Genomic DNA, 23,579 nt, shown 5'->3' with positions numbered 1-23,579 from the left:
CGGGCCCCGAACTCCCGGGAGGATCGATAGATGGCCGGTAATGACTATCTGATCGTCGAGCCTTCCCCGACGATCATCCCGCTGCCGGAGCAGACCTGGAGCCCGGCTCTGGTCGATTATTCCGTCCACCCCGCCTATCGCGATCTGGTCGCGCGTCCGAGCGCGGGCGATCGCGCCGCGGGGCTGGCGATCTTCTTGAAAAGCATGGCCGTTCTGCTGGTCAAGCGGCTGGTCCGCTACGAAATGATCCCGAACGACGTGCGCTCCGACGCCACCGCCGGCGGGCGGCTGAAGATGGTCGGGCATGCGCTGGGCAATATGGTCAGCCGCCCCCGCGAGCGCGCGGTCCGCGTTCAGCAGGCCGATCAGACCACGGGCCGCCTGGGCCGTGACGGCATCCATGTGGTGTCCGTGCCGGACGCCGACTTCCAGGCCCTCGCCGCCGCCGCCGAGCCCCAGTTCGACGAACTGAACCGCCGCCGTGCACAGGGCGCCGCCGGCAAGCGCGCCTTCGACGACTCGCGCGGTCGCACGACCCGCAAGGAACAGCAGGCGCTGTTCGAGGTGATCGAGCGGGTCCTGAAGGACGCCGGGGTCATGGACGTGGCCTCGGCCTACATGCAGCGGCCGGGCCGGGTGATCGACGTCAATCCCCAGATCAACGACACCAGCGACACCTTCTGGAAGGACATCTTCCCGGACACGCCGCCGTCCGATCTGCCCGGCGCGGCCTACTGCCACCGCGACGCCTCGGGGGGCGACCTCAAGGCGATCATCTACATGACCGACGTGGAACCCCGGAACGGGCCGTTCAGCTATGTCGTGGGATCACACCGGATGCATATCCCGCGTCTGGACGACCTGATCTGCGAGGCGAACGACTCCAACGGCCTGGCCGGCACCGACGCCCGCTCGCGCGCGCGCTTCGCCGCCCTGCCGGGGAAGTTCATGCAGAAGGGCAGCTTCGGCAACGACCTGCTGCCGACCGCGCCGCTGGCCCAGGACATCGCTCGCGGCCTCTGGGCGATCAGCGCGCGAAAGGGCTCGATCGTCCTGTTCGACACCAAGGGCATCCACCGTGGCGGCATGGTGGAAAGCGGCGAACGGCGGGTAATCACGTGCGTCATCGGCTGAGGCCGGACACCCTGCCGGGGTCCGGATTGCGAGGGACGCAATGAAATTCCATCCCGCCGCGCTGATGCTGATGGTCTGGTCCATCTGCATCGCGCTATTCTACATCCTGCCCTTCCAGTTGGAGAGCCGGACGATCTCGCTCTACGGCGTGATGGTCCTGCTGGTCTTCATCGCGGTCTATTGCGTGGGCGCGGCCAGCGCTTCGGGGCGGCTGCCCCAGCGCCCGATGGACCCGCACGTGACGGTCGATTTCCGGATGACCGACCGCATCCTGATCGCCGCCACGGTGATCGCGCTGGCCGCCTCGGTCATGGATGTGCAGGGGCGCAACCTGTTCAACCTGATCGATTCCTACCAGGTGCGGTCGGACCGGGCGAGCGGCCTGCTGAACGCCGCGGAATCTGAAAGCTCCATCTGGTTCCAGATCGCCTTCCTGACCTCGCCCGCGGCCTATGTGTACCTGATCCGTGAAATCGCGTTCCGACCGCGCCCGATCCTGTGGCGCGCGGCCGTGTTCGGCCTGGGGCCGATCCTGATGGTCTCCCTGGCGTCCGGCGGGCGCAATCCGATCTTCTACGCCTTCCTGTGCGCCGGCCTGTCCTACCTCCTGCGCGGGCACATCTTCGCCGACCGCCTGGCCGCCGACGGCGCCAGGAAGCGTCCGAAGCGGCGGCCGATCTTCAAGCTCAACATGCCCGCCCGCGTGCTGATCGGCGTGCTGGTCGGCTGCATGGGCATCTATTTCGCGCGGGTCTTCATCGTCCGCGCAGATGTGGTCGGCGGCATCGACGCCATGTTCGGCATCGCCAGCTCATCCTGGGGCGTGAATTTCAACGGCCCGTTCGCTGACCTCTACTTCACCCTGCTGGGGCCGGACCTGACCTATCTGGTGTTCGTCTTCGTCTGGTACGTGGTGCAGGGCTTCGTGATGGCCAACACCATCTTCACCAACTACGACGGGCCGATGATGTGGAGCGCCTACGGCATCGACATCTCCTCGGCGGTCGTCCGGCGCCTGGACAGCGAGTTCCTGGCCACCGGCTTCGGCCACCTTCTGGGGCTGAACACCTACGGCTTCCTGCCGTCGGCCTTCGGGTCGCTGTACGTCGACTTCAAATTCCTAGGCCTGCTGCCGTGCTTCCTCTGGGGCTGGCTGTCCGGGATCACCTACAAGAAGGTCAAGCAGGGCCGCGATCCGCGATGGCTTCTGGCCGCGCCGATCGTGGTCATCGGCATCCTGCTGAGCGTCATCAACACGCCGATCGGATTCTCGAACGGCCTCATCACCCACCTCTGGCTCGTGACCGCCTTCATGTCCGCCCGCGTGATGCGCTGGCGGCCCGCACCGGCCCCCGCAGAGGCCGCCGGTGGCTGACGCTTCCGGTCGCCGGATCCTGATCACGGGAGGGAACGGCTTCCTCGGCCGGGCCATGGCGGACGACTTCGCCGCGCGCGGCTTCATTGTGCGCGTGGCCGTGCGCGATCCGGGAACGTGGTCCGGCGCCGCCGAGGCGGTCGGGGTCGGCGACCTGGCCGGTGCGGTGGACTGGTCCGCCGCGCTGCAGGGGATCGACTGCGTGATCCATACGGCCGGGCGGGCGCACCAGCGCAAGGCCGCGGACGCCGCCGAACACGCCGTCCTCACGCGTATCAACGTCGATGCGACCCTCGACCTGGCGCGCCAGGCGGCGCAAGCGGGCGTCCGGCGGCTGATCTTCATCTCGTCGGCACATGTGAACGGGGTCGAGACGACCGGCAGAGGCTTCCGGGCCGACGATCCGCCCAACCCCGCGGGTCCCTACGCCCAGTCCAAGCTCGAGGCCGAGACCGGCCTGCGCCGGATCGCCGACGAGACCGGGCTGGACGTGGTCGTCATCCGTCCGCCGCTGATCATCGGCGCGGGGGTGAAGGGCAATCTGGCCAGTCTTTACGGCGCGATCCGGCGCGGCCTGCCGCTGCCGTTCGCCAACCTGGTCGACAACCGGCGCGACCTCGTCTCGCGGGAGACCCTGAGCGATCTGGCGGCGGTGTGCGTCAGCCACCCGTCGGCGCCGGGCGCGGTCTTCATGGTCAGCGACGGCGCCCCGCTGTCGACCCGGGCCCTGGTCGAACGGATGGCCGCCGAAACGGGCGCGCGCCCGCAGCTGATCCCCGTTCCCCCGGCGATGCTCCGCGGCCTGCTCGCGCTCGTGGGCCGGTCCCGCATGGCGGGCCAGCTGACCGGGGATCTGGAGATCGACATCCGGCCGACGTGCGACCGTCTGGGCTGGCGTCCCCCCACCTCCCCGCCGATCGGAGCGGTCCATTGAGCGTCTTCATCATCGCCGAAGCCGGCGTGAACCATAACGGCGACGCCGACCGCGCCCTGGCCATGGTCGACGCCGCGAAGGCGGCGGGCGCGGACGCGGTCAAGTTCCAGACCTTCTCGGCCGACAAGCTGGCCGCGCCGGGCGCCGAGAAGGCCGACTACCAGAAGCGGGAGACCGGCGAGGGCAATCAGCACGACATGCTGAAAGCGCTGGAGATGTCGGACGACCTGCATCACCGCCTGATCGCCCGCTGCGCCGAGGTCGGCATCGAGTTCATGTCGACGCCCTTCGACGAGGAGGCCGCCGACTTCCTGGTCGCCTCGGGAATGGCGCGGATCAAGGTCCCGTCCGGCGAGATCGTGAACCACCCCTTCCTGCGTCATCTGGCGGCGAAGGACCGGCCCCTGATCGTCTCCACCGGCATGGCCACGATGGAGGAGATCACCGACGCCGTCGCCGTCATCGCCGAGACCCGCGCGAAACACGGCCTGACCACGCCGCTGGATCAGGTGCTGACCATCCTGCACTGCACGTCCAACTATCCGGCGGCGCCGTCCGATGTGAACCTGCGCGCCATGCGCACCATCGGCGAGGTCACCGGCCTGCCCGTCGGCTATTCGGATCATACCCTGGGCCTGGCGGTCTCGACCGCCGCCGTGGCGCTGGGCGCGACGGTGATCGAGAAGCATTTCACCCTCGACGTGACCCTGCCCGGCCCCGACCACCGCGCCTCCCTGACCGTTCAGCAGCTGACCGATCTGGTCGGCCAGATCCGCGATGTGGAGCAGGCGCTGGGCTCGTCGGTGAAGGCGCCGACGGCGGCCGAACTGCCCGTTCGCGCCGTGGCCCGCCGCTCGGTCATGGCTCGCATCGCCCTGCCCGCCGGCCACGTGCTGACCGAGGCCGACCTGATCCTGCTGCGTCCCGCCTCGGGCATCGCACCGCGCTTCTTCCACACCCTGCCCGGCCGCGCGCTGCAGGCGGATGTCGAGGCGGGCCAGCCCCTGACCTGGGACCTGCTGTCCGGCGAGGCGATGATCTGACCATGCGGCGCGTCTGCTACATCAGCGGCACCCGGGCCGACTTCGGCCTGATGCGCTCGACGCTGCTGATCCTGCGCGACCATCTGGAGCTGGACCTGGCGGTGATCGCCACCGGCATGCACCTGTCCCCCGCCTACGGGCATACAGTGGACGAGATCGAGGCCGCGGGCCTGCGCCTGGCCGCCCGCGTGCCGGTGCCGCTGGAGCCCGCGACGGGCGCCACCATGGCCCGCAACCTGGGAACCATGGTCGCCGCCTTCACCGATGTGCTGGAAAGCGAACGGCCCGATGCGGTTCTGTTGCTGGGCGACCGGGGCGAGATGCTGGCCGGGGCGCTGGCGGCCATCCATCTGAACATCCCCGTCGCCCATATCCACGGCGGCGAGCGGTCGGGCACGGTGGACGAGCCTGTGCGCCACGCCATCTCCAAGCTCAGCCACCTGCATTTCGCCGCCACGCGAGAAGCCGCCGACCGGCTGGTGCGGATGGGCGAGAACGCCGCCAACGTCCATGTCACCGGCGCACCCGGCCTGGACGGCCTGACCGACGCCGAACTGCCCGACCAGACCGAGGTGATGCGCCTGCACGGCCTCGATCCCGAGCGCCCGTTCGCCCTGATGGTCTATCACCCCGTGCTGCAGGAGGCCGCGACCGCCGCGGACGACGCGCGCCGCATCCTGAAAAGCCTGACCGACGCGGGCCTGCAGGTCCTGGCCCTGATGCCCAACGCCGACGCGGGCAGCGACGGCGTCCGCGCCGTCCTGACCGAAGCCAAGGGCGCGCAGGACATCACCGTGCGCACCCATCTGGCCCGCCCGGCCTTCGTCGCCGCCATGGCGCACGCCGACCTGATGATCGGCAACTCCAGCGCCGGGATCATCGAGGCCGCCAGCTTCGGCACGCCGGTGCTGAACGTCGGCCCGCGCCAGAACCTGCGTGAGCGCAACGCCAATGTGCTGGATGTCGAGGCGACCGAGGCGGCCCTGGCCGCCGGGATCGCCGATCTGCTGGCGCAAGGCCGCCGGGCACCGCAGAACGTCTATGGCGACGGCCGCGCCGGACCGCGCATCGCCAACCTGCTGGCCTCCGTCCCGCTGGACGCGGCCCTGCTGATGAAGGTCAACGGGTACTGAGATGATCCATCTGATCGGCGCAGGCGGGCATGCGAAGGTGGTGCTGGACGCCCTGCTGGAAGGCGGGACGGATCTGTCCGGCGTCGCCGTCCGCGCCGACGCCCCGGCACCCGACCTGCTGGGCCTGCCGGTCGCCACGCCCGCGATCGCGCCCTCCTCGACGAGCCGGTCCTTCCACGTAGCCATCGGCGCCGCCGCCGTTCGCGAACGCCTGCAGGGCGAAGCCGAAGCGGCGGGCGGATCGGCCCTGACCATCCTCCACCCCGCCGCCTCAATCTCCCGCTTCGCCACGATCGCCGAGGGCGGCTTCGTCGCCGCCGGCGCCGTCGTCGGGCCGGTCGCGGTGGTGGGGCGCGGCGTCATCATCAATCACGGCGCCGTCGTCGACCATGACTGCGCCGTCGGCGACTTCTGCCACCTGGCCCCCAACGCCACCCTCGGCGGCGGCGTCAGGGTCGGCGCGCGCTGCCTGATCGGCGCCGGCGCGGTCGTCCTGCCCGGCGTGACCATCGGCGATGACGTGACCATCGGCGCCGGCGCGGTCGTGACCCGCGACGTGGCCTCCGCCCAGACCTGGACCGGCGTCCCCGCCGCCCCGAAAGGCTCCTGAATGACCGAGATCGACGCCTTCAGCGCCGCCCGGACCGCCACCATTCGCGATGCGATGGCGACCATCAACGCCTCCGGCATGCAGATGCTGTTGCTGGTGGACGCCGACGGTCGCTTCCAGCGCACCGTCACCGACGGCGACCTGCGCCGTCTGCTGCTGGCGGGCTCCGAGATGGGCGACACGCTTGAGGCGCTGCCGGACCTGACCTCGGTCACCGCGCCGGAAGAGGTCAGCCGCAAGGCCGCCCTGGCCCTGATGGACGCCAACGAGATCAACCACCTGCCCCTGATCGACGGCGAAGGCCGGGTCGTCCGCGTGCTGAACCGCCGCGACATCGGCGCGCCCATCCTGCTGTCGACGCCGCACATGGGCGAGGCCGAGCTGCATTTCGTGGAAGAGGCCTTCCGCACCAACTGGATCGCCCCCCTGGGTCCGAACGTCGACGCCTTCGAGCGCGAGATGGCGGCCCAGACCGGGATGGCGCACGCCGCCGCCCTTTCGTCGGGCACCGCCGCCATCCACCTGGCGGTCCGCATGCTGGGGGTGAAGCCCGGCGACCGGGTCTTCTGTTCGACCCTGACCTTCGCGGCCTCGGCCAACCCCATCGTCTATGAAGGCGGCGAGCCGGTCTTCATCGACAGCGAGCCCGACAGCTGGAACATGTCGCCGATCGCGCTGGAGCAGGCCTTCGACGCGGCCAAGGCCGAGGGCTGGATGCCCAAGGCGGTGATCGTCGTGAACCTGTACGGCCAGAGCGCCGACATGGACCCGATCCTGGCGCTGTGTAACCGCTACGGCGTGCCGATGATCGAGGACGCCGCCGAAAGCCTGGGCGCGACCTACAAGGGCAAGGCCTCGGGCTCCTTCGGCCTGATGGGCGTCTTCTCGTTCAACGGCAACAAGATCATCACCACCTCGGGCGGCGGCATGCTGCTGTCCGACGACGAGGACCTGATCAAGCAGGCCCGCTTCCTGGCCACCCAGGCGCGCGATCCGGCGCCGCACTACCAGCACAGCCAGATCGGCTTCAACTACCGCATGTCCAACATCCTGGCCGGGGTCGGCCGGGGGCAGCTTCAGGTGCTGGGCGACCGGGTGGCCTCACGCCGCGCGGTCCATGACGCCTACCGCGAGGGCCTGTCGGACATCGCCGGCCTGATCTGGCAGCCGGAACCGGAGTGGAGCGTCTCCAACCGCTGGCTCTCGGCCCTGACCCTGGATCCGGACGCGACGGGCGTCACCGCGCCCGAGCTCATCCGGCGGCTGGCCGACGAGATGATCGAGGCCCGACCGGTCTGGAAGCCGATGCACCAGCAACCCGTCTTCGCCCATTGCCGCCACTTCGCCCACGGCAACGAGGCGGTCTCGGACCAGATCTTCGAACACGGCGTCTGCATGCCCTCGGGCTCGAACATGACCCGGGCCGAGATCGACCGGATCATCGACGCCGTGCGCGGCATCATGAAGGTCCGGTGATCCCGTGAAACGCGCGTTCGATTTCGTCCTGGCGGGCGGCGCCCTGGTCGCCCTGTCGCCGGTTCTGCTGGCCACCGCCGTGGCCGTGCGGGTGACATCGCGAGGCCCCGCCATCTATTGGTCCGACCGGGTCGGGCGGGACAACAAGCTGTTCCGGATGCCCAAATTCCGCTCGATGCGGATCGAGACCCCGGCGGTCGCCACCCATCTGCTGACCGACACCTCGGCCTGGCTGACGCCCATCGGCGGCTTCCTGAGGAAGAGCAGCCTGGATGAGCTGCCGCAGCTGTGGAGCATCGTGGTCGGCGACATGTCGATCGTCGGCCCCCGCCCGGCGTTGTTCAACCAGGACGACCTGATCGGCCTGCGCACCGAACAGGGCGTCCACAAGCTGCGCCCCGGCCTGACCGGCTGGGCCCAGGTCAACGGACGCGACGAACTCCCCATTCCGGACAAGGTCCGGCTCGACGCCGAGTATCTGAACAACCGCTCGTTCGCGATGGATCTGAAGACCATCTGGATGACGGTCGGCAAGGTGCTGCGCGCCCGCGACATCTCGCACTAGGCCCTCCCCCTGTGGGGAGAGGGATCAGGCCCGCTTGATCGGCACGACCTCGGCCAGGGCCCGGTCGTCGCCGACGGTGCGGACGCGGGCCAGAATCTCGAAGATCAGGGCGCGGGCGTCGGCGTTGTCGCCCTGGCGCGCCACCTGCTCCAGCTTCTGGACCATGCGCTCGGTCATCCGCGCGCCCTCGATGCGGTCGGTGACGCGCATCAGGCTTTGGCCGCACATCTCGGCGACCTCGCTGGAATCGACCAGTTCCTCGAACAGCTTCTCGCCGGGGCGCAGTCCGGTGACCTCGATCTCGATGTCCTTGCCCGGGATCTTGCCGTACAGGCCGATCAGCTGGCGGGCCAGGTCGATGATCTTCACCGGCTTGCCCATGTCGAGCACGAAGACTCCCAGCGGGGCGTCCGGCTGGCCGGCCGAATGGGCCGTGGCGTGCAGCACCAGCTGGACCGCCTCGGGGATGGTCATGAAATAGCGTTCGATGTCCGGGTGCGTCAGCGTGACCGGCCCGCCGCGCTCGATCTGCGCCCGGAAGGTCGGCACGACGGAACCCGCCGAACCCAGAACATTGCCGAAGCGCACGACGCTGAAGCGGGTGGTCCCGCCGTCGCCGGTCTGCTGGGCGCGGACCACGGCCTCCGCCAGACGCTTGGTGGCGCCCATGACGTTCGGCGGATCCACGGCCTTGTCGGTCGAGATGAAGACCATGTGCTTCACGTCGGCCGCGTTGGCGGCCTCGGCGACGTTCCAGGTGCCGACGACGTTCGTCAGCACGCTTTCACACGGATGCCGCTCCATCAGCGGCACATGCTTCAGGGCCGCGGCATGGAAGACGATGTCCGGGCGCTCGGCGGCGAAGGCCTCGTTCAGCAGGGCCTTGTTGCGCACGTCGTACAGATATTCGCGGCGCGACAGGGTCGGCCAGCGATGCTCGATCTCCTGGTCGATCCGGAACAGACTGAATTCCGAGTTGTCGAGCAGCACCAGATGGCCGCAGCCGAGGCTGGCGACCTGACGGCAGATCTCCGACCCGATCGAGCCGCCGGCGCCGGTGACCAGCACGCGCTTGCCCGCGACCAGGGCCCGCAGCGGGCCGTCGGCCAGACGCACCGGCGGACGGGCCAGCAGTTCCTCCAGCTCGAATTTTCGCATGACCGGCTCGTCGGCCTTGCCGCCCATCTCGACCAGGCTGGGCGCGCGCAGCAGGTGCACGCCGCGGGTCCGCAGCTGACCCAGCCGCTCGACGCCGAAGTCCACCGGGGTCAGGGAATCGTCCAGGAAGACGATCGCCCCCTCTATGGCGTGATCGGTCAGATCCTCCAGGATCTCGAAGGCCGCCGTGGCGTTGGACAGCACCGGCACGCCGCGCAGCTCGCGCGTCGCGGCTCCGCGGGTGTCGGTCACGATGCCCGCCGGGCGATAGGCCTCGCCGCTGCGGGCCAATTCGCGCAGGAAGGTCTCGACCCGGTCCATGGCGCCGACCACGATCAGCGGCTTGCGCTCGTCGCTGGCTCCGACGAACGGCGCGATGGCGCGCAGGGCTTCCTTGTCGTGCAGGATCCGGCGCAGCAGGACCAGCGCCAGCGTCAGCCCGATGTCGAGAACCGGCACGATCAGCAGGGTGGAGCGAGGCAGCGACGCGCCCCGCTCAAGGAAGAAGCTGAACACCAGGAAGACCGCCGCCGACAGCAGGGAGGTGCGCACGATCGGACCGACGTCGACGATCGAGACGTAGCGCCACAGCGCCCGGTCGGTGCGGAAGAACAGGTCCAGGGCGAAGCCCAGGGCCGCGAACACAAGGGCGAAGACCCAGGCGTCCTGCGTCGCGTTCAGGATCGCATCCGGGGTCAGCCCGTTTCCGGACGCCACCAGATACCCGCCGATCATCGCGACGACCCGAACCCCGGCGCGCGCCGCGACCTTCAGGCCACGGATCAATAGTGCGTTGCTGTTACCCAAGTTAGTCCTGCCCGACAGGCTTCGTCCGAACCGTGGAGATAGCAGAGTAATATTGTCTGGCCATCTCAGTATGGTGACGAATCTCCGCCGCCCTCCACTTTGGCGTTCAAAAATCCGGGAACGTCCGACAGAATCGCGTCAAACGCCCGCCCCGAGGCGCTGCAATGGTCGCCTACCGGAAAAGTTCCGGCCTTCTAGACGCTTATTTGGGCCCTGTCACCCTGATGTCACGCCTCGCCGGTAGGCCGCCCATCAAGAGTATTTGCTGATGTGAAAGCTTTAGAGAAAGCGCGATTTCTTCAAATCGTTCGAACGTCCGCGGACTGCATTGACGGCGGCGGTTGAAACCGGTCCGAGACGGCGGCGCATTCTGTCTCTAGAAGCTGATCCGGTCGCGACTTGCGCGGGGGAATGATGAATATCTATCCGGTGATCATGTGCGGCGGGGCCGGTTCGCGCCTTTGGCCCGCCTCGCGTCCCGGACGGCCCAAGCAGTTCCTGCCCCTGACGGGCGCGCGGTCACTGTTCCAGGAAACCGTCCTGCGGGTCGCGCCCCTCGCCGCCGACGGCGACGTGGTGGTGGTCGCGGGCCTGGGGCATGCCGACGCCATCGCCGGCGAACTGGCCGCCATCGGCGTCGAGGCCACCATCCTGCTGGAGCCCGAGGCGCGCGATTCGGGACCGGCGATGGCCGCCGCCGCCGCCTTCGTCCAGCGGCGCGACCCGGACGGCGTCGCCGCCATCATCGCCTCGGACCACCACATCCCCGATGCGGAAGCCTTCCGCGCCGCCGTCCGCACCGCCGCTGAAGAAGCCGCCCGCGGCCGTATCGTCACCCTGGGCGTCACCCCGACCTGGCCCTCCCCGGCCTACGGCTACATCAGTCCCCAGGGCGCCGGCCTGTCGCCGGTGAAGCGTTTCGTTGAGAAGCCAGACGCCGCCACCGCCGCCCGCTATCTGGCTGACGGCTTCCTGTGGAACAGCGGCAATTTCATCGTCTCGGGCGCCGCCCTGATGGACGAGTTGACCCGCCATGCGCCCGAGATCGCCGAGGCCGCCCGGAACGCCCTGCCCGCCGACCTGACCGGGCCCCTGATCCGCCTGACCGACGCCTTCCGCACGGCCCCGCGCATCTCCATCGACTATGCGGTGATGGAGAAGAGCGACCGCACCTCCGTCCTGCCCGTCGGCTTCGAATGGTCCGACGTGGGCGCCTGGGATTCAGTGCTGGCGACCGGCGCGGGGCACACGGGACTGCACATCGGCGTCGACAGCGACAACGTCCTTGTCCGCGCCGCCGACGGCATGGTGGTGGCCACCCTGGGCGTGTCCAACATCGCGGTCATCGCCGAGAACGACGCCGTGCTGGTCTGCGACCTGTCGCGGGCGCAGGACGTCAAGGCCGTGGTCGACAGGGTCAAGGCCGAGGCCCCGCGCCACGCCGACGTGCCCGAGACGGCCGACCCTGCGCCCTACCGGCGGTTCGGCGACTGGATGCGCGCCGCGGCCCTGCCGCTGTGGGCGACGCTCGGGACGCATGCAGACGGAGCCTTCGTCGAGACCCTGACGCTGGAGGGCCGCGCGGTGGAGAGCCGCCGACGCGCCCGCGTTCAGACGCGCCAGATCTACGTCTTCGCCCGCGCCGGCGCCCAGGGTTGGGCGGGGCCGTGGCGCGAGCGGGTCGAACGCGGACTGGAGCGCTTCCTGGCCGGCTACCTGCGCGCCGACGGCGCGGTGCGCAACGCCCTGAACACCGACGGTTCGGTGCTGGACGACGCCGCCCTGCAGTATGAGCAGGCCTTCGCCCTGCTGGCGCTGTCCGCCGTCCACGCCGCCGGGATCGAGACCGCGCGCTGCGAAGCCCAGGCGGGGATCATGCTGGACCGGCTTCTGGCCGAGCGCCTGCCCGGCGGCGGCTGGCGCGAGACCGGCGACCATCCCTTCCAGGCCAACGCCAACATGCACCTGTTCGAGGCGGTCCAGGCCTGGGCCGCGCGCGGCGTCGATCCGCGCTGGGACGCGATCGCCGATTCCTTGGCCGAACTGGCCCTGACCCGCTTCATCGACGCCGACGGCGGCTTCCTGCGCGAGTTCTACGACGCCGACTGGCGCCCGGCGCCGGGCGAGGACGGCCGCCTGGTCGAGCCCGGTCACCAGTTCGAATGGAGCTGGCTGCTGTCGCGGCACGCCCTCGCCCGGGGCGACGCCCGCGCCATGGCGGCGGCGAAGCGCCTTTACATGCACGGCCTGCGCGGGGTCGATCCGCGCCGGGGCGTCGCCGTCGACGAGCTGGACGACAGCCTGTCGGTGCGCAGCGCCCGCGCCCGCCTGTGGCCCCAGACCGAGTGGCTGCGCGCCGCCCTGGCCATGGCCGAGCTGGCCGAGGGCTCCGAGCGCGAGCAGCGGCTGGCCGAGGCGCGCAAGGCGGCGGCGGGCCTGGCCCTCTACCTGCGGCCCAACGGCGCCTGGCGCGACAAGCTGGAGGCGTCCGGCGCCTTCGTGGACGAGCCGGCCCCCGCCAGTTCGCTCTATCATATCGTCGGAGCCTTCGATCAGGTCTGCGTCGCCGCCGCGGCCGGCCTCATTACGGACGCGCCGACCGGATTGAACTAAAGCTCCTGTTCCACGTTTGAGGCGGGCCGCGGGGGCGGCCCTTCATCCCCTGTTCAGCCGCCAGCGCCTCTCCTGTAGAGACGCCGCCGCACCACGAGACCGATGTGATCGACCTCCACTGCCATATCCTGCCGGGCATCGACGATGGCGCGCCGGACCTGGAAACCTCGCTGGCGATGGCGCGGATCGCGGTGGCCGACGGCATCACCGTCACCGCCTGCACCCCGCACATGATGCCGGGCTATTATGAGAACACCTCGGACGGCGTCCGCGCCGCCGTGGTCGCGCTTCAGGCCGAACTGGACCAAGCCGGCATTCCCCTGCGCCTGGTGACCGGCGCGGACGTGCATCTGGTGCCCGGCCTGGCGTCGGGCCTGCGCGACGGGTCCAAGCTGACGCTGGCCGACACCCGCTACTTCCTGTTCGAACCGCCACACAACACCGCCCCGCCGCGCATGGCCGACGCCGTGTTCGACTGCATGGCCGCGGGCTTTCATCCGCTAATCACCCACCCCGAGCGCCTGCGCTGGATCGAGGAGCAGTATGACCTGATGGTCCAGCTGGCCCAGAGCGGCGCCTGGATGCAGATCACCGCCGGTTCGGTCACCGGCCGCTTCGGCAAACGCACCCAGTACTGGGCCGAGCGCATGCTGGACGAGGGCATCGTCCACATCCTGGCCACGGACGCTCACAACCTGCGCAGCCGTTCTCCGGTGCTTTCCGAGGCGGTCGAGGCCGTGTCGAAACGCCTCGGCGAACAGGCCGCGAAAGACATGGTGTTGACCCGACCCCTAGCGGTGCTGGAAAACGCTACGCCTGCTTCGGTCCCTCCGGCGGTCGGCGCCCCCCGTTCGGCCACCCGGCCGGGCTTCTTCAAACGGCTGTTCAAGGCCGCCTGATTTCAAGGTGACTGTCGCATGATGCGCGCCCTCCCGCTGGTCCTGATCGCCACGGCCTTCCTGCTCTCCGCCTGCGGCGGCCCCAAGATGGACGTCACCCAGATGACGGCGGCCCAGCCTACGCCCCAGTTGGGAATCGACCCCGATGCGGCGCCGCATACCGAGTATCGGATCGGCGTCGGCGACAAGCTGTCGATTCGCGTCTTCCAGGTGGCGGACCTGTCGTTCGACGAACTGGTCGTCGATACGTCGGGCAATCTTCAGATGCCGCTGATCGGCGCTGTCCGCGCGGCGGATCGGACCTCCAGCGAGCTTTCGGCCGATATCGCCCAGAAGCTCAGCGCCCAGTATCTGCGCAACCCGCAGGTCACCGTCACGGTCACCGAGGCGGCCAGCCAGAAGATCACGGTCGACGGCGCCGTCACCAAGCCGGGCGTCTATGAGATGCGCGGCGCGACCTCCCTGCTGCAGGCGATCGCCATGGCCGAGGGTCCCAGCCGCGTGGCCGACCTGACCAAGGTCGCCGTGTTCCGCACGATCAACGGCCAGCGGACCGTCGCCCTGTTCGACCTGCAGGCGATCCGTCAGGGCCGCGCCGACGACCCCAATGTGCTGGGGGACGACATCGTCGTGGTCGACACCTCGCGCCTGAACTCGGCCCTGCGGGAAGTCGTGGGCGCCCTGCCGGCGCTGTCGATCTTCCGTCCGTTCTAAGGGCTGTTGGCGCGCCGCGCGCAAATCCTCGCCGTCGTCCTGGCCTTCGGGCTGGGCGCGGCGGCCTGCGGCCATCCCGCGCCGGATACCGGCTTCGTCCAGGCCGGGCCCGAGGCGCGCCTTGAAGCACTGAACGCCGTCGACGTCCGTGTCGCCGGAGTGGCCTGGGCCCTCGCCCGGTCCAACGCCGATCTCTGCCCGGTCACCCGCCCGCGCGCCGGTTGGACCCTGCAGTCCGCCGGCCAGTACGGCGGCGCGCTGCGGCCGACGGCCGAAGCCCGCTATGGCCTTGAGGGCGATCTGCCCGGCGTCCTCGCCGCGCCGCGGGGCAGCCCGGCGGCCGAAGCCGGCCTTTCGCCCGGCGACCTGATCCTGTCGGTCAACGGTCAACCGCTGTCGCGAGGCGAGGGCGCGACGGAGTCCTATGAGGGTCTTCAGGCCAATGCGGCGACGCTGGACGCCGCCGCGGCGCGGGGCCCCGTGACCCTGCGGGTCCGTCGGGCGGGCGTCGAGCGCGAGGTCACCGTTCGCACGGTCGACGCCTGCGCCTATCCCACCCAGGTCGAGGTGACCGGCACGCGCCGCAGCCGCGCCGACGGCCGCAACATCTTCATCTCCGACGGCATGGTCAGCGTCGCCGCCGACGACGACCAACTGGCCTTCGTCCTCGCGCACGAACTGGCCCATGCGGTCCTCGAGCATCGCACCCAGCCCGATGTGACCGGCGCGCGCGGCGCGTCCAACGGGGCCATCACCCTGCGCCGGGGCCTGTCGTTGAGCGCCGAGGCCGATGCCGACCGCCTGGGCCTGTTCCTGCTCGCGCGGGCTGGCTTCGATCCGTATCTCGCGGTCGAATTCCTGACCCGGTTCGAGGCCGCCGACCGGGGCGCGCGCTACGCCCAGTTCAATTCCGGCGGAATCTATGAGTCCGCGCCGGCGCGGCGGCGGACGCTTCAGCCCGTCCTGGCCGACATCGCCGCGCGCAAGGCGGCGAACCGCGCCCTCATTCCCTGAGGCCGAGCCGGTTCCGCAGTTGCACGGCGGTCAGCAGACCCCAGCCCAGGGCGAAGCCGACCATGTCGGCGACCACATCCCAGACATCGGCGTCCCGTCCGACGGCGGGCAGGCCTTGGATCAGTTCGATCGCGATCCCGGCCCCCAGCATGATCCCGGCCGACCGGACCAGGCCGTTCCGGGGCCAGCCGCAGGCGGCCAGAACCGTCCAAGTCAGGAAGGCTACGGCATGGTTGGCCTTGTCCCACGGCAGCCCCCCTTCGATCGTCGCGGCGGGCCTGAAAGCGAACCACGCCACCGCTAACGAAAACGCGACCGTCCCGATACGGAACGTATCCCTCAGTACGGGGTTCGAGCTCGGGGACACGCGCCGCTTTCCGTGATTCGTCACTGTCATGGACCTGCGTTATCTGTCCTGCGGAGGGTTGATCCATGGCGACACGCATCAGCGACGCGCTCGACCACCGGCGGACGGCGGCTCGCGCCGCCGGACCGGCTGCATACTCTGGAAAAGGCGCGGGCCTCTATAGCGAAGTGGCTCCCCCGCCCGCCGTCGGACCGGCCTTCGGACAAGCCCGCGCCGCGCCCGATGATCCGCAACCGGCGCCGACGACCTGATCCTCGCGCCACGCTTGACCGACGGCGCCCTCCTCCGCGACATGACGCCGGAGGGCAGGTCCCGAACGCTCGAATTCGTGTGCGTGGTGTAGGGCTTTGCGGTATCAGCCCGATAGGTTTCGACAGGCGGCGACGGCCGTCATGATTTGCGGATGGCATTATGCTGGGCGACAATCACTTCGCTGACGATCGCAATGCGCGCTCCGGCCGCGCATCAGGTTTCGGCGAACCGGCTCTTGAAGACGGTCGCCAAGGCGCCTGGCATCAGGAAGTCGAGGATGCGCCCGTCTTCGATCTGGGGGCCTATTGGCGTCTGGCGCTCAAGCATCGCATCCTGATCATCAGCTGCTTCCTCGGGGCCCTGGCCGTCGGCGCCGCCCTGACCCTGCTGATGACGCCGATCTATACGGCCCAGGCCACCCTCCAGATCGATCGGGAAGCCGCGCGCATCTTCAACTCGACCGAAGACGTCAATCCGCGCGAAAGCATGGCGCAGGGGGAGGAGTTCTTCCAGACCCAGTACGGCCTGCTGCGCAGCCGCTCGCTGGCCGAGCGCGTCGTCGAGAGCCTCGGCCTGGCCAGCTCGGATCAGGCTCTGACCAACCTCGGCGTGGAGCCTCCGGCCCGCAACGGCTCGGCCGCCGCCCAGGCCGAACGTCGCCGCAACGCCGCCCTGGACTATGTGCAGGAAAACCTCAGCGTCACGCCGGTGCGCGGTTCGCGCCTGGTCGCCGTCGGCTTCGACAACCCCGATCCGGTCGTCGCGGCGCGGGTCGCCAACGGCTTCTCCGAGAACTTCATCCAGGCCAACCTGGACCGCAAATTCCAGTCGTCGGCCTATGCCCGCGAATTCCTAGAAGAGCGCATCGCCCAGACCAAGGGCCGCCTCGAGGAGGCCGAGCGCCAGCTGGTCGCCTACGCCGCCAACCAGCAGATCATCAACGTCGGCGAACCGTCCGAAGGCGGCGCCGACTCCTCGGGCGGCGGCTCGCAGTCGCTCGCCTCGAACAACCTGGTGGCCCTGAACTCCTCCCTGGCCCAGGCCCGCGCCGCCCGCGTCGCCGCCGAGGAACGCTGGCGCTCCGCCCGCACCTCGGAAGTCATGACGCTGCCGGAAGTGCTGCAGAACCCCTCGATCCAGCGCCTGGGCGAGCAACGCGCCCAGCTCGAGGCCGAGTACCAGCAGAAGTCCAGCCTCTATCAGCCCGACTATCCGGAGATGGTCCGCCTGCGCGGCCAGATCACCGAGATCGACGGCCAGATCCAGACGCTGGCCGCCAACATCCGCTCCTCGATCCAGAGCCAGTATGTGGTCGCCGCCAATCAGGAGCGTTCGCTGCAGGGCCAGGTCAACGGCCTGAAGGGCGACGTGCTCGACCTGCGTGACCGCTCGATCCAGTACAACATCCTGCAACGCGAGCTGGATACGACCCGGACGCTCTACGAGGGCCTGCTGCAGCGCTACAAGGAAGTCGGCGTCACCGGCAACGTGACGTCCAACAACATCTCGATCGTCGACAACGCGACGCCGCCGGCCACGCCGTCCAAGCCGAACATGATGATCAACCTGGCGCTGGCCGCCCTGTTCGGTCTGGGCCTGGGCGTCGTCGCCGCCCTGGTGCTGGAAGCGCTGGACGAAACCCTGGCCACCCCGGACGACGTCGAGAAGAAGCTGGCCGTGCCGGTGCTCGGCGTGGTGCCGCTGCTCGACAAGGGCCAGACCACGGCGGCCGCCCTGGCCGACATCCGATCCGGTTTCTCCGAAGCCTACTACTCCCTCAGAACGGCGCTGCAGTTCTCGACGCCCGAGGGCGCGCCGGCCAGCCTGCTGGTGTCGTCCGCCCGCCCCGCCGAAGGCAAGTCGACCACGGCCTACGCCGTGGCGCTGAACCTGGCCCGTATCGGCAAGCGCGTGCTGCTGGTCGACGGCGACCTGCGCAATCCGTCGATGCACCGGCTCGTGGGCGTCGATAACGAGCGCGGGATGAGCAATGTGCTGTCGGGCTCGTCGGACCTGGCCTCCGTCGTCCAGCGCACGCGCCAGGACAATCTGTACTTCATTCCCTGCGGCCCGCTGCCGCCCAACCCCGCCGAGCTGTGGGGCGGCGACCGCCTGCGTCAGTTCCTCAACGACGCCCGCGACAAGTTCGATCACGTGGTCGTCGACGGCCCGCCGGTCCTCGGCTTCGCCGACTCGCCCCTGCTGGCGGCCGCGGTCGGCGGCGTCCTGTTCGTGCTGGAATCGAAGGGCACCCGTCGCGGTCAGGCCCGCGGCGCCCTGCGTCGCCTGAAGATGGGCCGCGCCCGTCTGCTCGGCGCCGTGCTGACCAAGTTCAACGCCAAGACCACCACCTACGGTGGGTACGACTACGCATACGACTACAATTACGGCGCCGAAGGCGAGCGCGGGACCAAGGGCAAGAAGGGCAAGCCCGCTTGAGGGATCAGGCGGACCTTTCCGCCGCCCCGGCGCGCAAGCGCGGCCGGGTAGCCGAAGCGGCTTCCTGGGTCCTGATCGCCGGCGGCGTTCTGCTGGGCTGGCAGGTCGTGATCCAGCCTTTGATCCAGCGCGCTCCAGCCGAGATCGCCCTTCGGCTGGCGCCCACGTCGCCCCTGGTCCTGCGCCGCGCCGCCGAGAGCGAGCTCGTCGCCGGGCAGGAAGGCTCCAATCCCGTTCGCTTCAGGCAGGCCGCCGACCTAGCGCGGGAAGCGCTGGCCCGGTCGCCCTTCGATGTGCGGGCGCTGCGCGTGGTCGGCCTGACCGAGGCCAAGGCCGGGCGCGAGGGCGTGGCTGACGACATCCTGACTCTCGCCGGCAACTGGAGCCTGCGCGATGACCCGTCCCACGCCTGGCTGGTCGAGCATCGCCTGAAGCAGGGCGATTACGCCTCCGCCTTCGCTCACGCCGACACCCTGGTGCGGCGCCGCGACGACATCCAGCCCCGGGTGTTCGAGCTGTTCACCGTCGCCGCCACGGTCGACACCGCCCGGGCCCTGCCGGAGGTGGCGGTGCTGCTGTCCGCGCGGCCGTCATGGCGCCAGGCCTATCTGGAAAGCCTGTTCGCGGACGCGCGCGGACTTCAGGTGGCGGTCAACCTCGCCGTCCTGCTGCAGGCCGGCAAGGCGCCACTGACCAATGACGAGTTGCGCCAGCTCTACTACCAGCTGGTGGAGAAGGGGCAGCTGGAAGCCGTGCGCGTCGTCCGTACACGCCTGAACCGCCCCCCGAGCCCGCCGCTCGTCAGCAACGGCGGCTTCGGCGACGCCTCGGCGCCGGAACCCTTCCAGTGGCGCCTCGCCCAGGACGCCGGGGTGATCACCGAGATCGTGCCGGACGACGTCCGCCCCGCCGACCCGGCCCTACGCGTCGACTACGACGGCTATTCGGCCTCGAGAATCGCCGAACAGCTACTGTTCCTGGCGCCCGGCCGCTACCGTCTGTCGGCTGAATCCCGCGTCGAAGAAGGCGATCCGGCGGCCCGCCTCGCCCTGACCCTGACCTGCGCGCCCGGCGATCTGGGCATCCTTTCGGCGCCGGCGGCGGCGCCCGGCGCCCAGGTCTGGACCCCGTTCAGCACGACCTTCTCGGTGCCCTCGACCTGCACGGCCCAATGGCTGCGCCTCGAGACCCGTTCCGGCGACAAGCGTCAGCGAACCGCCGTGTGGCTTGACCGGGTGGCGATCGCGCCAATCGCTCCGGAGGCGAACTAAAGGGCGGTTTCGTGGCTCATTTACTTCGCTGAGCACCTGAATCGTATTGCTTTTGAAACCTTCGCCGCCTATACCCATTCTCGATACGTCGCGGGCCAGCCCGTACCAAAGACCTGATTAGAAGGGGATCTAGCATGCGTAAGACCATCGCCGCTGTCACGGCAGGCCTGCTGCTCGTGGCTGGCCAAGCTGCCGCCGCCAACACTTCGGCCGTTGCCCGCGTGGGTGACCGCGTTGGCGCTCGCGCCGACGCTTCGTCGGAATTCGCCGGCATTCCGCTGCCCGTCCTGCTCATCGGCACTGCCGTGATCGTGGCGGTCGTCGTTGTTGCTTCGGACGACGACTCGGAAAGCGACTAAGCCGACCCGGTCCGCGCTGCGCCTGATGCAGTCGTAACGCGTGCCGAATAAGGTTTTGAAGGGCCAGTGGGACGCTGTGGCAATCGCCGCGGCTATCCTGCTGGCCCTTTCGTTTGTCTTCGGCGGCGCCAGCCGCGAACACGCCCTGCGGCTGGCCGTCGTTGAACTGGCCGCCCTGCCCCTGCTGATCATGAGCGCTGATCGGCTGATCCGTTCCGGCCTGTGGCGCGAGCATCGGTTCGCCCTGGCTCTGCTGGGCGGCCTGGCCGCCATCCCCCTGATCCAGCTGATTCCGCTTCCGCCCGCGATCTGGACCGGCCTGCCTGGACGGGACGAGATGGTTCTCGCCCTGCAACTGGCCGGTCTCCAGCCCGGCTGGGCCCCGCTGACCCTGACCCCGGACCTGACGTGGCAGTCCGTTCTGGCGATTCTGCCGCCCGCCGCCCTGTTCCTGGCCGTGCTGTCGTCGTCCCAGGCCCAGACCACGCGGATGGTGGCCTTCTACCTGGCCGCCGCCGTGATCGCGGTGCTGCTGGGCGCCGCCCAGTTGGCCAGCGGCGGCGAGCGGCTCTATCCGTGGACCACCACCTCGGCGGGGTCGGTGACCGGCTTCTTCGCCAACCGCAACCATCTGGCGACCCTGCTGCTGGCCTGCCTGCCCTTCGCCGCCGTCTTCGGGGCCGCTGTCCTGCGCCGACGCAGCGAACAGCGCCTGCCGCTGTGGTTCGGCGCCCTGTTCATGGGTCTGGTGGTCGTCGGCCTGGCCGCCATCCGGTCCCGCGCCGGCGTCATCCTGTTCGGCCCCATCGCCCTGGTCAGCCTGCTGGCCGCCTGGATCGCGGCGGGCCGCGGCCGCCCGGGCCCCGGCCTGCTGGCCCTGACCGGCGGCGTCGCGGCGGCCGTCGCCGCGGTGGCCATCCTGGCCCTGCCCCCCATCCTGGCCCGCTTCGACGTTCAATCCGCGCCCGAGGGCCGCTTCGAGGGCTGGCCTGTCGTCGCCTCGGCGGCCGAGACCTTCCTGCCGCTCGGCTCGGGCGTCGGCAGCTTCGACGCGGTGTTCCGCTCGGTCGAACCGCTGGAGAAGCTGGACGCTACCTTCTTCAACCACGCCCACAACGAGTATCTGGAAACCTGGCTGGAGGCCGGCTGGCCCGGCGCAGCGCTGATCCTGGCCTTCCTGGTCTGGTACGGCCGCCGCCTGTGGGCCGCGTGGAAGGCCGGACCGTCGCGCGAGCGGGATCTGCAGCGCGCCGCCAGCATCGCCCTGCTGGCCATGCTGGTCCATTCCGCCGTCGACTATCCGTTGCGCACGGCCACCCTGGCGGTCCTGTTCGCCCTGTGCGCCGCCATCCTCGAAAAAGCCGGAAAGCCGACCGACCGCGAACTGGCCTGAGGCCGCTCAGTCCGTGATCGGCACGGCCGGAGCGATGTCCGGGGCCGGCGGTGTCTCCTGCTCTTCCCGCCATGCGGCCTGCGGATTCAACGACGCCGTGGCCTCCAGGAAGCTGCCCGGCTTCATCGACGGCTCCGGCGCCGTCCGCAGGCCCGCCACCCGGGCCAGGTCGGCGATAAATGTGATGCAGTTGCGCCGTCTCAGGTCATAGACCCAGCCCTCGGGTCCATTCCACCAGTCGGCCCGGTCCCGGATCGCCCGGTACGTCGCGTCGCTCACCGTCAGCGTCAAATAGGGCTTTCCCTCATCGACGTAGCGGGCGTCCGGCGACAGGACCACGCCCTTGTCGCGCATGAACAGCAGCTGCGGCCCCGGGTTGCGGGCGGTGAAGCCCGCCGCCCAGTCGACCGCCTCGCCCGTCTCGTCCAGCGTGCCGGCGGCCTGGACATAGGCATGGGGGAACAGCAGGTATCCGCCCCGCACCCGCGCGCCGGGGTGGGCGTAGAAGGTCACCGTCACCGCCGCCAGCGCCGGTCCCGCCAGCATGGCCAGCACCAGGCCGGGAATGAGGGCGCGGACGAGACGAGAGAGCATGCGGACCCCGGGGACTGACACGCCGCAGTCTAGGGCGCGTCCTTCTGAATGCGCAAAGGCCGCCGGGGTCTCCCCCGACGGCCCATGCGGCGTTCGTTTTGCGCCTGGCTAGTGACCGCCGGGCGTCGCCGCGGCCTCGGCGTTGCGGACCTTGGCCCTCGACGCCGCGAAGGCGAAGACGATCAGGATCAGATAGCCGACCATCGGCACGAAGAAGACCGGGTTCAGCGTCGCCGAGCTGTCGGCGATGTGACCGGCGATCGGCGGCAGGATAGCGCCGCCGATGATGCCGAACACCAGCAGGCCCGAGGTCGCCGGCACCGGGGCGGTCGACCGCTCCAGCGTCAGGGTGAAGATGGTCGGGAACATGATGGAGTTGAACAGGCCGATGGCGATGGCCGCGTAGGCCGCCGTCGGTCCGTTCGTCTGGGTCACGATCAGGCAGAGAAGGGCGGCGATCGTGGTGTTGACGATCAGCAGCACGCTGGCCTTGACCTTGGTCAGCATCAGGCCGCTGCCGATCAGACGGCCGACCATGGCGCCCCCCCAGTACCAGGACAGCATTCCGCCTGCGGTGGCCAGCGGCACATTCAGGATGTCCGGGCTGTGCAGGAAGTTGGTCAGCAGATCGCCGATCGCCACTTCCGATCCGACGTAGAAGAAGATGGCCACGGCGCCGAAGACGGCCCACGGCGACTTCAGCGCCACGAACGGCGAGGCGCGGTCGCTGGCGGTCGTCGCGGGCGCCGAAGCATTGATGGCCTTGCGGGCGGTGAAGATGAAGACCGCGACCAGGGCGAAGAAGGCGCCGACCGCCAGGAAGGCGAAGTCGATGCTGCGCAGGGATTCGGCCCGCGTCGCCGGATCGGTGATCAGGGCGTCGGCGGCGAAAACCCCGCCGGTCAGCAAGATCGGCGCGGCGATCGCCGGCCCCAGCGTCGTGCCCAGGGAGTTGAAGAACTGCGAGAAGTTCAGACGCGCATGCGAATGGCGCGGCGTGCCCAGGGCGGCCACCAGCGGGTTGGCGGCGACCTGCAGGATGGTGACGCCCGAGGCGATGATGAACAGGGCGATCAGCACGCCCGGATACCAGTCGATCAGGGTGGCCGCCGGCACGATCAGGCAGCCGATGACCATGGTCACGAGGGCGGCGATGATCGAACGGCTGTAACCCAGCCGGCCGACGATGGCCGCCGCCGGGATCGACGCGATGCCGTAGGCGATGAACCAGGCGAACGTCGTCAGGGTCGCTTCGGCGTAGCTGAGTTCGAACACCCGCCGCACCGCCGCGATCAGCGGACCGATCAGCGAGGTCACGAAGCCCCAGGCGAAGAAGAGGGTCGTCACATAGGCAAAGGCGAGACCCGTGCCACGCCGTGGCGCGCTGGTTTGATCTGTCATTTCACTCCCCATGACCGGCGCCTCACTC

General features: G+C 69.6%; 20 protein-coding genes. 16 read left to right on the top strand and 4 right to left on the bottom strand.

The features are described 5' to 3' along the window. Positions 1-30 precede the first annotated feature (30 nt). Genes AC07NB_RS12050 through AC07NB_RS12015 form a run of 8 tightly spaced genes read left to right on the top strand, consistent with a single transcriptional unit; the run spans position 31 to position 8,270 of the window. Positions 31-1,134, top strand: a complete 1,104-nt coding sequence (locus AC07NB_RS12050) for a phytanoyl-CoA dioxygenase family protein (protein WP_291832329.1) — start codon at positions 31-33, stop codon at positions 1,132-1,134. 40 nt (positions 1,135-1,174) lie between these two features. Next, on the top strand, positions 1,175-2,509 hold the full coding sequence (locus AC07NB_RS12045) for an oligosaccharide repeat unit polymerase (protein WP_492312288.1): 1,335 nt from the start codon (positions 1,175-1,177) through the stop codon (positions 2,507-2,509). Continuing rightward, a complete protein-coding gene (locus AC07NB_RS12040; protein WP_494571153.1) occupies positions 2,502-3,443 on the top strand; it encodes an NAD-dependent epimerase/dehydratase family protein in 942 nt (313 codons plus the stop codon). Before AC07NB_RS12045 ends, AC07NB_RS12040 begins: the two co-directional genes overlap by 8 nt. Further along, positions 3,440-4,486, top strand: a complete 1,047-nt coding sequence (neuB, locus tag AC07NB_RS12035) for an N-acetylneuraminate synthase (protein ID WP_494571152.1) — start codon at positions 3,440-3,442, stop codon at positions 4,484-4,486. The genes AC07NB_RS12040 and neuB overlap by 4 nt, the downstream gene beginning before the upstream one ends. A gap of 2 nt (positions 4,487-4,488) precedes the next feature. Beyond that, positions 4,489-5,619, top strand: coding sequence for a UDP-N-acetylglucosamine 2-epimerase (neuC, locus tag AC07NB_RS12030; RefSeq protein ID WP_291832321.1), 1,131 nt, complete (start codon positions 4,489-4,491; stop codon positions 5,617-5,619). A gap of 1 nt (position 5,620) precedes the next feature. Further along, complete coding sequence (locus AC07NB_RS12025) at positions 5,621-6,229, top strand: NeuD/PglB/VioB family sugar acetyltransferase (RefSeq protein ID WP_494571151.1); 609 nt, start codon at positions 5,621-5,623, stop codon at positions 6,227-6,229. Further along, a complete protein-coding gene (locus AC07NB_RS12020) occupies positions 6,230-7,705 on the top strand; it encodes an aminotransferase class I/II-fold pyridoxal phosphate-dependent enzyme (protein WP_494571150.1) in 1,476 nt (491 codons plus the stop codon). A 4-nt stretch (positions 7,706-7,709) separates the two neighbouring features. Further along, the gene (locus tag AC07NB_RS12015) at positions 7,710-8,270 is read left to right on the top strand and encodes a sugar transferase (RefSeq protein ID WP_291832317.1); all 561 of its coding nucleotides are present in this window, start codon (positions 7,710-7,712) and stop codon (positions 8,268-8,270) included. A gap of 24 nt (positions 8,271-8,294) precedes the next feature. On the opposite strand, the gene AC07NB_RS12010 is transcribed toward AC07NB_RS12015, so the two are convergent. After that, positions 8,295-10,214 carry a polysaccharide biosynthesis protein gene (locus tag AC07NB_RS12010; RefSeq protein WP_494571149.1) on the bottom strand — a complete coding sequence of 640 codons (1,920 nt, stop codon included), beginning with the start codon at positions 10,212-10,214 and terminating at the stop codon, positions 8,295-8,297. A 435-nt stretch (positions 10,215-10,649) separates the two neighbouring features. Here AC07NB_RS12010 and AC07NB_RS12005 point away from each other — a divergent pair, with 435 nt between their 5' ends. The 4 genes from AC07NB_RS12005 to AC07NB_RS11990 all read left to right on the top strand — a co-directional run bounded on the left by AC07NB_RS12005 (position 10,650) and on the right by AC07NB_RS11990 (position 15,475). Then, entirely contained in the window at positions 10,650-12,848 is a 2,199-nt protein-coding gene (locus AC07NB_RS12005) for an AGE family epimerase/isomerase (protein ID WP_494571148.1), read from the top strand. A 104-nt stretch (positions 12,849-12,952) separates the two neighbouring features. Further along, on the top strand, positions 12,953-13,747 hold the full coding sequence (locus AC07NB_RS12000) for a tyrosine-protein phosphatase (protein ID WP_494571147.1): 795 nt from the start codon (positions 12,953-12,955) through the stop codon (positions 13,745-13,747). An 18-nt stretch (positions 13,748-13,765) separates the two neighbouring features. Then, the gene (locus AC07NB_RS11995; RefSeq protein WP_291832273.1) at positions 13,766-14,461 is read left to right on the top strand and encodes a polysaccharide biosynthesis/export family protein; all 696 of its coding nucleotides are present in this window, start codon (positions 13,766-13,768) and stop codon (positions 14,459-14,461) included. Positions 14,462-14,467: 6 nt separating this feature from the next. After that, on the top strand, positions 14,468-15,475 hold the full coding sequence (locus tag AC07NB_RS11990; protein ID WP_494571146.1) for a M48 family metalloprotease: 1,008 nt from the start codon (positions 14,468-14,470) through the stop codon (positions 15,473-15,475). On the opposite strand, the gene AC07NB_RS11985 is transcribed toward AC07NB_RS11990, so the two are convergent. Beyond that, the gene (locus AC07NB_RS11985; RefSeq protein WP_492312280.1) at positions 15,465-15,773 is read right to left on the bottom strand and encodes a VanZ family protein; all 309 of its coding nucleotides are present in this window, start codon (positions 15,771-15,773) and stop codon (positions 15,465-15,467) included. The genes AC07NB_RS11990 and AC07NB_RS11985 overlap by 11 nt on opposite strands. 480 nt (positions 15,774-16,253) lie before the next feature. On the opposite strand from AC07NB_RS11985, the gene AC07NB_RS11980 reads away from it, so the two are divergent. The 4 genes from AC07NB_RS11980 (at position 16,254) to AC07NB_RS11965 (ending at position 21,556) form a co-directional block, all read left to right on the top strand. Then, on the top strand, positions 16,254-18,533 hold the full coding sequence (locus AC07NB_RS11980; RefSeq protein ID WP_291832270.1) for a GumC family protein: 2,280 nt from the start codon (positions 16,254-16,256) through the stop codon (positions 18,531-18,533). Next, on the top strand, positions 18,530-19,804 hold the full coding sequence (locus AC07NB_RS11975) for a hypothetical protein (RefSeq protein ID WP_494571145.1): 1,275 nt from the start codon (positions 18,530-18,532) through the stop codon (positions 19,802-19,804). The genes AC07NB_RS11980 and AC07NB_RS11975 overlap by 4 nt, the downstream gene beginning before the upstream one ends. Positions 19,805-19,938: 134 nt before the next feature. After that, positions 19,939-20,163 carry a hypothetical protein gene (locus AC07NB_RS11970; protein ID WP_291832268.1) on the top strand — a complete coding sequence of 75 codons (225 nt, stop codon included), beginning with the start codon at positions 19,939-19,941 and terminating at the stop codon, positions 20,161-20,163. A 76-nt stretch (positions 20,164-20,239) separates the two neighbouring features. Next, positions 20,240-21,556, top strand: coding sequence for an O-antigen ligase family protein (locus AC07NB_RS11965; protein WP_291832267.1), 1,317 nt, complete (start codon positions 20,240-20,242; stop codon positions 21,554-21,556). 6 nt (positions 21,557-21,562) lie between these two features. On the opposite strand, the gene AC07NB_RS11960 is transcribed toward AC07NB_RS11965, so the two are convergent. Further along, positions 21,563-22,150, bottom strand: a complete 588-nt coding sequence (locus AC07NB_RS11960) for a hypothetical protein (RefSeq protein WP_494571144.1) — start codon at positions 22,148-22,150, stop codon at positions 21,563-21,565. Positions 22,151-22,258: 108 nt separating this feature from the next. Further along, positions 22,259-23,551, bottom strand: coding sequence for a sugar MFS transporter (locus AC07NB_RS11955; RefSeq protein ID WP_291832265.1), 1,293 nt, complete (start codon positions 23,549-23,551; stop codon positions 22,259-22,261). Positions 23,552-23,579 lie beyond the last annotated feature (28 nt).

The sequence above is a fragment of the Brevundimonas sp. GW821-FHT09G01 genome (assembly GCF_059416065.1).
This window is presented reverse-complemented; position numbering and strand designations above follow the sequence as displayed.